The sequence below is a fragment of the Aeromonas veronii genome, from assembly GCF_040215105.1.
In the GTDB taxonomy this organism is placed as follows: Bacteria; Pseudomonadota; Gammaproteobacteria; order Enterobacterales; family Aeromonadaceae; genus Aeromonas; species Aeromonas veronii_G.
On the sequence record NZ_CP157875.1, the window covers coordinates 251,158 to 261,584 of the forward strand.

At 63.1% G+C, this 10,427-nt stretch carries 11 protein-coding genes; 6 read left to right on the plus strand and 5 right to left on the minus strand.

Annotated features, from left to right (window positions below; translation table 11 throughout):
- Positions 1-4: 4 nt before the first annotated feature.
- Positions 5-1,534 carry a 2,3-bisphosphoglycerate-independent phosphoglycerate mutase gene (gene gpmM, locus ABNP46_RS01165; protein WP_349920639.1) on the minus strand — a complete coding sequence of 510 codons (1,530 nt, stop codon included), beginning with the start codon at positions 1,532-1,534 and terminating at the stop codon, positions 5-7.
- Between the two features lie 347 nt (positions 1,535-1,881).
- On the opposite strand from gpmM, the gene ABNP46_RS01170 reads away from it, so the two are divergent.
- The 3 genes from ABNP46_RS01170 to gpsA are packed head-to-tail and all read left to right on the plus strand — an operon-like array spanning position 1,882 to position 3,837.
- Positions 1,882-2,313, plus strand: a complete 432-nt coding sequence (locus ABNP46_RS01170; RefSeq protein ID WP_349920640.1) for a rhodanese-like domain-containing protein — start codon at positions 1,882-1,884, stop codon at positions 2,311-2,313.
- A 46-nt stretch (positions 2,314-2,359) separates the two neighbouring features.
- Positions 2,360-2,830 (plus strand): protein-export chaperone SecB, encoded by a 471-nt coding sequence (gene secB / locus ABNP46_RS01175; protein ID WP_349920641.1) that lies wholly within the window; start codon positions 2,360-2,362, stop codon positions 2,828-2,830.
- Between the two features lie 2 nt (positions 2,831-2,832).
- Entirely contained in the window at positions 2,833-3,837 is a 1,005-nt protein-coding gene (gene gpsA / locus ABNP46_RS01180; protein WP_349920642.1) for an NAD(P)H-dependent glycerol-3-phosphate dehydrogenase, read from the plus strand.
- Between the two features lie 79 nt (positions 3,838-3,916).
- On the opposite strand, the gene nfuA is transcribed toward gpsA, so the two are convergent.
- Together nfuA and ABNP46_RS01190 are read right to left on the minus strand one after the other, a co-directional pair.
- Positions 3,917-4,495, minus strand: coding sequence for a Fe-S biogenesis protein NfuA (gene nfuA, locus ABNP46_RS01185; RefSeq protein WP_349920643.1), 579 nt, complete (start codon positions 4,493-4,495; stop codon positions 3,917-3,919).
- A 161-nt stretch (positions 4,496-4,656) separates the two neighbouring features.
- A complete protein-coding gene (locus tag ABNP46_RS01190) occupies positions 4,657-5,385 on the minus strand; it encodes a ComF family protein (protein WP_349920644.1) in 729 nt (242 codons plus the stop codon).
- A gap of 38 nt (positions 5,386-5,423) precedes the next feature.
- Here ABNP46_RS01190 and bioH point away from each other — a divergent pair, with 38 nt between their 5' ends.
- The 3 genes from bioH (at position 5,424) to ABNP46_RS01205 (ending at position 7,271) form a co-directional block, all read left to right on the plus strand.
- Positions 5,424-6,188: a pimeloyl-ACP methyl ester esterase BioH gene (gene bioH, locus ABNP46_RS01195; RefSeq protein WP_349920645.1), complete on the plus strand. Its 765-nt coding sequence runs from the start codon at positions 5,424-5,426 to the stop codon at positions 6,186-6,188.
- An 83-nt stretch (positions 6,189-6,271) separates the two neighbouring features.
- Positions 6,272-6,505, plus strand: coding sequence for a flagellar biosynthesis protein FlgE (locus ABNP46_RS01200; RefSeq protein WP_349920646.1), 234 nt, complete (start codon positions 6,272-6,274; stop codon positions 6,503-6,505).
- A 1-nt stretch (position 6,506) separates the two neighbouring features.
- Positions 6,507-7,271 carry a putative metalloprotease CJM1_0395 family protein gene (locus ABNP46_RS01205; protein WP_349920647.1) on the plus strand — a complete coding sequence of 255 codons (765 nt, stop codon included), beginning with the start codon at positions 6,507-6,509 and terminating at the stop codon, positions 7,269-7,271.
- Positions 7,272-7,374: 103 nt separating this feature from the next.
- Here the strand turns inward: ABNP46_RS01205 and ABNP46_RS01210 are convergent, their stop codons facing one another.
- Positions 7,375-9,705, minus strand: coding sequence for a Tex family protein (locus tag ABNP46_RS01210; RefSeq protein WP_349920648.1), 2,331 nt, complete (start codon positions 9,703-9,705; stop codon positions 7,375-7,377).
- Positions 9,706-9,905: 200 nt separating this feature from the next.
- Entirely contained in the window at positions 9,906-10,379 is a 474-nt protein-coding gene (greB, locus tag ABNP46_RS01215; RefSeq protein ID WP_100860708.1) for a transcription elongation factor GreB, read from the minus strand.
- Positions 10,380-10,427: the final 48 nt, after the last annotated feature.

Genomic DNA, 10,427 nt, shown 5'->3' on the forward strand with positions numbered 1-10,427 from the left:
AGGATTATTTCAGAATCATCAGGGGCTTGCCAGTCATTTCCGGCGGCACCGGCAGACCCATGAGGGTCAGCATGGTGGGGGCCAGATCGGACAGTTTGCCGCCTTCGACCACCTCGGCTTTGCGACCGAAGTAGATGAGGGGAACCGGCAGATTGGTGTGGGCTGTGTGGGCCTGACCAGTCTCTTCGTCCATCATCTTCTCGGCGTTGCCGTGGTCGGCGGTGATGAGGCATTCGCCACCCACTTCGGCCAGGGCCTCGGTGACGCGACCGATGCAGTGGTCGACCGCTTCACAGGCCTTGACGGCCGCATCGAACACACCGGTATGGCCGACCATGTCGCCGTTCGGGTAGTTGCAGATGATGACGTCGTACTTGCCGCTCTTGATGGCGCCGACCAGCTTGTCGGTCAGCTCGCCCGAGCTCATCTCCGGCTGCAGATCGTAGGTGGCCACTTTCGGACTGGCGACGATCTCGCGATCTTCACCGGTGAAGCAATCCTCTTCGCCACCGTTGAAGAAGAAGGTGACGTGGGCGTACTTCTCGGTTTCGGAGATACGCAGCTGGGTCTTGCCCTGCTTGGCCAGCCATTCACCCAGGGTGTTGACCAGGGCGGTGGGCGGGTAGGCGCAGGCGGTCTTGATGTCGGCCGCGTACTCGGTCAGCATCACGAAGTTCAGGGCAGGCGTTGCGGCGCGGGCGAAGCCGGTGAAGTCGCTGTCGACGAAGGCGCGGGTGATCTCGCGGGCGCGGTCGGCACGGAAGTTCATGAAGATCAGTGCATCGCCATCCTGCATGGGCGCGGCGGCACCGATGCGGGTGGCCTTGACGAACTCGTCGTTCTCGTCGCGGGCATAGGCGTTGGCCAGGGCTTCGGTGGCGCTGTCGGCGGTGAACTCGGCCTTGCCCTGGGTCATCAGGTCATAGGCTTGCTGCACGCGATCCCAGCGGTTGTCACGGTCCATGGAGTAGTAACGACCGATCATGGAGGCGAAGCGACCCTTGCCGAGCTTGGCGAACAGGGCGTCGAACAGCTCGATGGAGGACTGGGCGGAGCGCGGCGGCACGTCACGGCCATCCAGGAAGGCGTGGAAGTAGATCTGCTCGGCGCCACGCTTGGCGGCCATCTCGATCATGCCCATGATGTGCTCTTCGTGGCTGTGGACGCCACCCGGGGACATCAGGCCCATGATGTGCACGGCCTTGCCCTTGGTCACGGCGCCGTCAACAGCCTTGGCCAGCTCGACATTCTGGAAGAAGTCGCCGTCCTGGATCTCCTTGGAGATGCGGGTCAGTTCCTGGTAGACGATGCGACCGGCGCCGATGTTGACGTGACCCACTTCGGAGTTGCCCATCTGGCCATCGGGCAGACCCACGTCCAGGCCGGAGCCGGAGATCAGGGTGCTGGTGTAGTCACGGGCGAGGCGGTCGAGGTTGGGGGTCTTGGCGGCAGCGACGGCGTTGTACTCTTGCTTGGTGCTGTAGCCCCAACCGTCCATGATGACCAGAACCAACGGTTTCTTAGCTGTTGACATAAGGCTATGTCCTCTCGGATAGGAATGAATTGCGGGAACTGAAACTAGCGTAATATTACTACATCTGCCGAAATAGTCACCTGATAGCCAAGTCCCTCTGCCACCTGGTTTTTTAACTGTTGCCCCGCTGTATTGGGCATGTTGCCGGCTTGTCCGTCCCTCGGTTTTTTCGTCCCGTCGCGGGATTTTCTTCGTTATTTTCATGGCCTGACGGCCACCCTTTCCGCCCTGCAAACGACGGCCAATCCCTGATGGGAGCTTGCTCCCGCTTTACCGCCAAGGTGGCTGATCTTATCAAGGGCCCCATGTATACTCGGGCACTTGTCTTGGTCCCTGGATAGTAGAAGATGCAAGAGTATTTGGATTTTGCGACCCGCAACCCGCTGCTGACCGCAGCCTGGTTGGGTCTGGCAGGCACTCTGGTTTACACCACGGTGCGTGCTCGTTTGTCTCCGGTGAAGTCGGTGAACAACCACGCGGCCACCCTGCTGATCAACCGTGAGAATGCCACCGTCGTGGATATTCGCAGTCAGGATGAGTTCGCCAAGGGTCATCTGGCCGGTGCTCACCACCTGCCCCTCACCCAGATCCAGGCCAACAATCTGGGCCCGGTTGAAAAGCACAAAGACGCCCCCATCATAGTGGTGTGCGAGTCGGGGATGACCGCTGGTGGTGCGGGTCGTCAACTGAGCAAGGCCGGCTTCAAGCAGGTTTATACCCTCAGCGGCGGCATGGCCCAATGGCGGGCAGAGAATCTGCCGGTGACCAAAAAGCGCTGATTTAAGGGCCCGCGCCCACTCATTTTCATAAAAGGAATCAAACGAAATGGCTGACGAAATCAACAACCAGGAAGTACAACCGGAATTCCACATCCAGCGTGTCTACACCAAGGATGTCTCTTTCGAAGCACCGAACACCCCGCACATCTTCCAGAAAGAGTGGCAACCGGACGTCAAGCTGGACATGGACACCAAGACCAACGTCCTGGCCGACGGCGTGTACGAAGTGGTGTTGACCCTGACCGTGACCTGCAAGCTGGAAACCGAGACCGCCTTCCTGTGCGAAGTGCAGCAGGCCGGTATCTTCACCATCGGCAACCTGCCGGAACCCCAGCTGGCTCACTGCCTGGCGGCCTTCTGCCCGAACATTCTGTTCCCGTATGCCCGTGAAGCAGTGGCTAATCTGGTGAGCAAGGGTTCCTTCCCGCAGCTGAACCTGGCACCGGTCAACTTCGATGCCCTGTTTGCCCAGCACATGGCGCAAGCACAGGCCCAGCAGGCGGCTGCGGAAGCCTGATAATGGCCGACCAGATCGCTATCTCGGTCCTGGGGGCGGGGTCTTACGGCTCCGCCCTTGCCATTTCTCTGGCGCGCAACGGTCATCCGACCCTGCTGTGGGGTCACGACCCCGCCCATGTCGCCGAGCTGGAACAGGATCGCTGCAACAAGGCCTTCCTGCCGGACGTGCCCTTCCCGGCCGACTTGCAACTGACCTCGGATCTGCAGGCGGCGGTGCAAGCCGCCCCCGTACTGCTGCTGGTCGTGCCGAGCCATGTGTTCGGCCAGGTGCTGGCCCGGGTCAAGCCCTTCCTGCGCCCGGATACCCGTATCGCCTGGGCCACCAAGGGGCTGGAACCGGACAGCGGTCGGCTGTTGCAGGATGTGGCGCGCGAGGTGCTGGGTGACGAGATACCGCTGGCGGTGATCTCAGGCCCGACCTTCGCCCGCGAATTGGCTGCCGGCTTGCCGACCGCCATCTCGGTCGCCTCGACCCACGACGACTTTGCCGACGATCTCTCCCTGCTGCTCCATTGCGGCCGCTCGTTCCGGGTTTACACCAATCCGGACTTCACCGGCCTGCAACTCGGTGGCGCGGTCAAGAACGTCATCGCCATCGGTGCCGGGCTCTCCGACGGGCTGGGTTTTGGCGCCAACGCCAGAACCGCGCTCATCACCCGGGGTCTGGTAGAGATGCAGCGTCTCGGCGCCGCCTTGGGTGCCGATGCCAAGACCTTCATGGGGATGGCGGGGCTCGGGGATCTGGTGCTGACCTGTACCGACAACCAGTCACGCAACCGCCGTTTCGGTCTGGCGCTCGGTGCCGGCAAGGACGTGGACACCGCCATGACCGAGATAGGCCAGGTGGTGGAAGGCTATCGCAACACCAAGGAAGTGCATCTGCTGGCCGCCCGTTGTGGCGTCGAGATGCCTATCTGCGAGCAGATCTTCAAGGTGCTCTACGAGGGCAAGAACCCGAAAGAGGCTGCCATCGCCCTGCTGTCGCGAGACAAGAAAGACGAATAGTCGTCATGGTGCGCGGTGCGCCGGATAGCAAAAGGCCCTGCCAGATTCTGGCAGGGCCTTTTTCATGGGCGGCAGGCAATCAATAGTAGGAGTGATCGCCACGCTGGTGCTCGGTGGCGTCTTTCACGCCGTTGAGCTCGCCCGGGAATTTCTCCAGCAGCTGCTTCTCGATCCCCTCTTTCAGGGTGTAATCCACCTGTGAGCAGCCGTTGCAACCGCCGCCAAACTGCAAAATCGCCAGCTTGTCGTCGGTGATGTCAATCAGGGTCACCTTGCCACCGTGACTGGCCAGCATGGGGTTCACCTCGGACATCAGCACGTATTCGATGCGATCGGCCAGGGGAGCATCGTCGGCGACCTTGCGCATCTTGGCGTTCGGCGCCTTCAGGGTGAGCTGGGAGCCCATCTGATCGGTGACGAAGTCGATGGTGGCGTCCACCAGGAAGGGGGCGCTCAGGGGGTCGACCAGGCAGTCGAAGCCGCTGAAGGGCAGGTGTTGATCTTCCGGATCGACCGCGTCGGGTGGGCAATATGATACGCCGCACTCGGCATTCTGGGTTCCCGGATTGACCACAAACACCCGGATGTTGGTGCCATCAGGCTGCTTTTCCAGCAACTTGCGGAAGTGGGCCTGGGCGGTGTCGGAAATGCTGATCATCACTATCCTCATAAACCTGAGTGTACGACTAAGGTATTCATGATAACTCTCTTGGCAGGGCTTGGGTAGCATGACGGCGGCCACTTGTGATGCGCAGTGGCTGATCGACGCCGGGGTTCCCGGCCGTGACGCTGGATCTCGCCGACATCGCCTGTCCCTTCCTATTTGATGTGTCTCAGGGTTCGACAGAGTGCCCATACCTCCACCCGCTCGACGCCGCTCTGATGGAGCAGCCGGCTGAGTTGTCCCGCGGTGGCGCCCGTGGTGACCACATCATCGAGCAGGGCCACATGACGATATGCGTGAGGGGCAATCTGGAAGGCGCCACGCAGGTTGCGCCGTCGCTGACCCGCGCTGAGGTGGGTCTGCTGCGCCGTGGCTTTGGCTCTGCGCAGCAGTCTGCCATCGCAGGGGATGCCGGTGATCTCGCCAAGCGCCCGCCCTATCTCCTCCGCCTGATTGAAGCCGCGCCACCACTGGCGCCACCAGTGCAGCGGCACCGGCAGTATGACCTCGGGGGGCTGGGTCAGATCCAGGTGATCCGCCAGCACCCGGGCAAGCGGTGGCGCCAGCAGGATCTGGCCCGCGTATTTCAAGCCTGGGATCAGCAGAGGGTAGGGAGGCAGATAGTCCCCGATCACCTGCAACCGCTGCCAGGGGGGCGGCCGGCGCTGGCAGCGGCCACAGATCTGCTCCTCTTCCTTTATATGTTCTGACAGCGGGGCGGCGCAGAGTCGGCAACGGCATTGGGGCTGGTACAGTGCCGCCTGGCACCAGTGACACAGCAGGGGATGCTCATCGCAGGGTTGGCGGCAGAGCTGGCACAACCCCAACCAGTCACCGGGGTCGCCGAGGATCGGACTTGCTTTGGCGAGCAGCCGCTTTAACATGCGCTCATCCACGCAGAGAAACAGGATCTTGAGTCTAGATGAGCATATCGGTTGAACGGTTTGGCCAGGGGCCGGATCTGGTGTTGTTGCATGGCTGGGGGATGAACGGGGCCGTCTGGCACGGCGTGATGCCGACTCTGGCGCAGCATTATCGTCTGCACCTGGTCGATCTGCCGGGGTTTGGCAATAGTCCCCTGCCTGCAGGCAGTGATTACTCCTTGCCCTGGCTGGCCGAGCAGGTTGCCGCCGTCATGCCCGCACGTTGTCATCTGCTCGGCTGGTCCCTCGGTGGCCTGGTGGCGAGCCAGCTGGCCCTGATGCAGCCTGAACGGGTGCAATCCCTGATCACGGTGGCGAGCTCCCCCTGCTTCATGGCGCGGGATGACTGGCCGGGCATAGCACCCAAGGTGCTGGCCGGTTTCAACCAGATGCTGGCGGGGGATTTCAAGCAGACCATAGAGCGCTTCCTCGCGATCCAGGCCATGGGCAGTGAACACGCCCGCGACGATATCCGTCAGCTGCGCCACTGGCTGGCAGAACGCCCGGCCCCCCAGCTCGCTGCGCTGGAAGCCGGTCTCGGCTTGCTGGCGGAGATCGATCTGCGCGACGAGCTGACGACGCTGAGCCTGCCCTGGCTGCGCATCTATGGTCGGCTTGACTCCCTGGTGCCCAAGGCCAGCATTGGACTGCTGGACGAGCGTTATCCCCATAGCCAGAGCCGGGTGCTGGACAAGGCCTCCCATGCCCCCTTCATCTCTCATCCTGATCAGTTCATCGCCCTGGTGCGGGAGTTTGTCGGCTGAGCCCATTGGTCGAATAATGCGCTCAAGGCTTCAATAACGCCCCGTTCTGGTTGATAATTGGCCAACGACAGAGGAGAGAAGCCATGCGTATCGATTCAGCCATGACCACGGGGGTGCAGGGTTTCCAGCGAGCGGAGCAGCAGGCCGCCCAGGCCTCCAGCCAGATAGCCCGCCTCAACACCCCGGCGGGTGATCAGGTCCAGTTGCCGGATGAGCTGGTCAACCTCAAGGTCGCCGAGTTGCAGGCCGGTGCCTCCGCCAAGGTGATCCAGACCGCCAGCAACATGATGGGTACCCTGATCGATATTCGGGTCTGAGATGAACATCAACATCAGTCTGCCAACCATGGTGCCGAACCAGCTGCATCCGCAGACGGAAGCAGCGCAGACTGACAATCGCCGTGCCGAGCTGGTGCCCCTGTTGCGGCAAGGGGAGGCCGCCAATGCCGAATCCGGTGTCGCCTCCCAAAAAGATCGATCCCGATCGGCCCCCGGCAATGCCAATCCACAGTCCCAGTCCAGCAGAGAGAGTGCCCAGACCGGCCATCCGGCAACCCTGCCCCATCGTTTCGTGGAGGCCACGGATGAGGAGGGCAAGCGCAGGCAGCAGGAGTCCGGCCAGCAGGAACAACAGAGGCAGCGGCGGCAGATAGAGGCGCTAGCGGAGCGGGATCTCGAGGTACGCAAGCATGAGCAGGCTCACCAGACGGCCGGTGGCGAGCGCGCGGGCAGCCCGACCTATGAGTATGCCCAGGGGCCGGATGGCAGACGCTATGCCAGTGGGGGGGAGGTCGCCATCGATGTCGGCGTCATCCACGGAGATCCGGCCGCTACCCTGGTTAAGATGCAGCAGGTGCGGGCGGCCGCCCTGGCGCCGGTCGAACCCTCTTCTCAGGATCTGAGTGTGGCCCGCAGCGCCGCGGTCAAGGAGGCGCAGGCCCGCAAGGCGCTGATGGCCGCCGATGCCGAGACGTCGCCCAGCCCGCTCGGGGCCTATATGGACAGACGCAACCAGGTGATTGCGCAGCATTATCAGCAGGCAAGCCGTCCCGCCCCCCGCCACTATTTCAGCCAGGATATCTGAACGGCCGGGTCAGTGGAGCCCACATCCGCCGCGCCGCTGGCAAGGAATTTAATCTGCATACCCAGCAAAAAGCCCCTCGCGGGGCTTTTTGCATTTTGCTCTCTTACTTCTTGGCCTTGGAGAGGGCGGCGGCGAAGGCGTTGCCCATGGCGCCCCCCATGCCGGTCTGGGGCGCGCTCTGGCGGGATTCGCTTCGAGGCTTGTCCCGACCGGCGTTGCCCTGGCGTGGCTCCGCCGGCTTGCGCCCTGGCCCACTCTTCTCGCCGGCCTTCTCTTGCAAACGCATGGTCAGGCTGATGCGCTTGCGGGGGGCGTCCACCTCCAGCACCTTGACCCGCACTATGTCACCCGCCTTGACCACCTCGCGGGGATCTTTCACGAAGCGATCGGTCAGGGAGCTGATGTGCACCAGGCCGTCCTGATGGACCCCGATGTCGACGAAGGCACCGAAGTTGGTGACGTTGGTGACCACCCCCTCCAGCACCATTTCGGGCACCAGGTCGCTGATTTTCTCGACCCCTTCCTTGAAGGTGGCGGTCTTGAACTCGGGGCGCGGGTCGCGGCCCGGCTTGTCCAGCTCGCCGATGATGTCGGTGACGGTGGGCACGCCGAAGCGCTCATCCGTGTAGTCGGCGGGTTTCAGGCTCTTGAGCAGGGTGGCGTTGCCGAGCAGGCTCTCCACCTGCTGCTGGAGCCGTGCCAGGATCCGCTCCACCACGGGGTAGGACTCCGGGTGAACCGCCGAGCCATCCAGCGGGTTGCTGCCGCCGCGAATGCGCAGGAAGCCGGCGCACTGCTCGAATGCCTTGGGGCCGAGCCGGCTCACCTTGAGCAGTTGCTGGCGATTGTGGAAGGCGCCGTTGTCGTCCCGGTAGGCGACGATGTTCTGGGCCAGGGTCTGGGAGAGGCCGGAGACCCGGTTGAGCAGGGCGACCGAGGCGGTGTTCACATCCACCCCGACCGCGTTCACGCAATCCTCGACCACGGCATCGAGCCTGCGGGCCAGCTGGCTCTGGCCCACATCGTGCTGGTACTGACCGACCCCGATGCTCTTGGGATCGATCTTGACCAGCTCGGCCAGGGGATCCTGCAACCGGCGGGCGATGGAGACGGCGCCGCGGATGGAGACGTCGAGATCCGGGAACTCCTGGGAGGCGAGCTCGGAGGCGGAGTAGACGGAGGCACCGGCTTCACTCACGACAATCTTCTGGGCTTTGGCCGTCGGGTAGCGTTCGAACAGATCGCTCACCAGGCGGTCGGTTTCCCGGGAAGCGGTGCCGTTGCCGATGCTGATGAGCTCGACCTTGTGCTTCTGGCACAGCTCGCTCAGGGTGCGCAGGCTCTGATCCACCTGTTTTTTCGGCTCGAACGGATAGATGGTAGCGTGATCGACCAGCTTGCCGGTGGCATCCACCACGGCGACCTTGACGCCGGTACGGATGCCGGGATCCAGCCCCATGGTGCAGCGCATGCCGGCCGGTGCCGCCATCAGCAGATCCTTGAGGTTCATGGCAAACACCTGGATCGCCTCCTCTTCGGCACTCTCGCGGATGCGGCCGACCAGCTCGGTTTCCATCTGGAGCGAAAGCTTGATCTTCCAGGTCCAGCTCACCACCCCCTGCAGCCACTTGTCCGCCGGACGGTTCTGCAGGTTCAGTTTGAGGTGATGGGCGATGATCCCCTCGCAGGGGCTGGCGCTCTCATCCTCGCCGGTCACCAGCGCCAGGTTGAGCACCCCCTCGTTACGGCCGCGCAGCATGGCCAGCACCCGGTGGGAGGGGGCCTTGTGCAGGGGTTCGTCGTGTTCGAAGTAATCCTTGAACTTGGCCCCTTCCTGCTCCTTGCCCGCCACTACCCGGGCGCGCAGGGTGGCGTTGTGCCACAGGTAGTCCCGCAGCTTCTCCAGCAGGTCGGCCTGCTCGGCGAAGCGTTCCATCAATATGTAGCGGGCGCCGTCGAGGGCGGCCTTGGTATCGGTGATGCCCTGTTCAGCGTTGAGGAAGGCGCTGGCCTCCTGCTCGGGGTCACGCATGGGATCGGCGAGCAGCCGATCCGCCAGGGGCTCGAGTCCGGCCTCGATGGCCATCTGCCCCTTGGTGCGGCGCTTGGGTTTGTAGGGCAGATAGAGATCTTCCAGCCGGGTCTTGCTGTCCGCCTCGCGCAGGTCGCGGGCGAGTTCTGGGGTGAGTTTGCCCTGCTCCTCGATGGAGCGGATGATCACCTGGCGGCGATCTTCGAGTTCCCGCAGGTAGCCGAGGCGGCTCTCCAGGGTACGCAGCTGGCTGTCGTCCAGCCCGCCGGTCACCTCCTTGCGGTAACGGGCGATGAAGGGGACGGTCGCCCCCTCGTCCAGCAGGCGCACGGCGGCCTGCACCTGATCGGGACGAGCATTCAGCTCGGTGGCGATCTGTCTCTCTATGAGTTGGCTCTGCATCGGGGGTCTCTAATGGTCGGTTCTATCCAACTGGCCTGAGGTGACGCCCTGGCTCAGCAAGGGCACCACCCGGCCGGTTTGCGCCCTGGGCGCCGGGTGGAAGCACTATAGGGGCTAGGGACGGTGGATGCCAGCCTGGCCGGGGGCATGGCGGACTGGTCAACCTGCATGGGGGCAGGGAGTGGGGCTCCCTCGGCGGTTCAACGGGGGTAGCTTATCTCGTTCACATACCAGCAGGCGTCACCCACTGGCGTACGCACGATGGCCTCGTCACCCACCTCTTTCTTCAGCAGGGCGCGGGCCATGGGGGAGTCGATGGAGATGTAATCCTTGCGACCGAAGATTTCGTCATAGCCGACGATGCGAAAGCGCTTGGTCTCCCCTTCCTCGCTCTCCACCTCGACCCAGGCGCCGAAGAACACCTTGCCCTCCTGGGAGGGGGCGTAGTCGACGATGGTGAGCTCCTCCAGACACTTGCGCAGGTAGCGCACCCGGCGGTCGATCTCCCGCAGCCGCTTCTTGTTGTACTGGTAGTCGGCATTCTCGCTGCGATCGCCGAGGCTGGCCGCCCAGGCCACCTTTTTGGTGACCTCGGGCCGTTCCTCTCGCCACAGCATGTCGTGCTCTTGTCGCAGCCTGTTGTAGCCTTCTCGCGTGATGAGTTTGGTTTTCATGGCGTAATCAGCCCCTGTTACGACCTGATAAGGGAGGTTGTTCTGTCC

Coding starts and splice junctions, on each gene's coding strand:
- gpmM (WP_349920639.1), bottom strand. CDS start 1,534: ATGTCAACAGCTAAGAAACCGTTGGTTCTGGTCATCATGGACGGTTGG.
- ABNP46_RS01170 (WP_349920640.1), top strand. CDS start 1,882: ATGCAAGAGTATTTGGATTTTGCGACCCGCAACCCGCTGCTGACCGCA.
- secB (WP_349920641.1), top strand. CDS start 2,360: ATGGCTGACGAAATCAACAACCAGGAAGTACAACCGGAATTCCACATC.
- gpsA (WP_349920642.1), top strand. CDS start 2,833: ATGGCCGACCAGATCGCTATCTCGGTCCTGGGGGCGGGGTCTTACGGC.
- nfuA (WP_349920643.1), bottom strand. CDS start 4,495: ATGATCAGCATTTCCGACACCGCCCAGGCCCACTTCCGCAAGTTGCTG.
- ABNP46_RS01190 (WP_349920644.1), bottom strand. CDS start 5,385: ATGTTAAAGCGGCTGCTCGCCAAAGCAAGTCCGATCCTCGGCGACCCC.
- bioH (WP_349920645.1), top strand. CDS start 5,424: ATGAGCATATCGGTTGAACGGTTTGGCCAGGGGCCGGATCTGGTGTTG.
- ABNP46_RS01200 (WP_349920646.1), top strand. CDS start 6,272: ATGCGTATCGATTCAGCCATGACCACGGGGGTGCAGGGTTTCCAGCGA.
- ABNP46_RS01205 (WP_349920647.1), top strand. CDS start 6,507: ATGAACATCAACATCAGTCTGCCAACCATGGTGCCGAACCAGCTGCAT.
- ABNP46_RS01210 (WP_349920648.1), bottom strand. CDS start 9,705: ATGCAGAGCCAACTCATAGAGAGACAGATCGCCACCGAGCTGAATGCT.
- greB (WP_100860708.1), bottom strand. CDS start 10,379: ATGAAAACCAAACTCATCACGCGAGAAGGCTACAACAGGCTGCGACAA.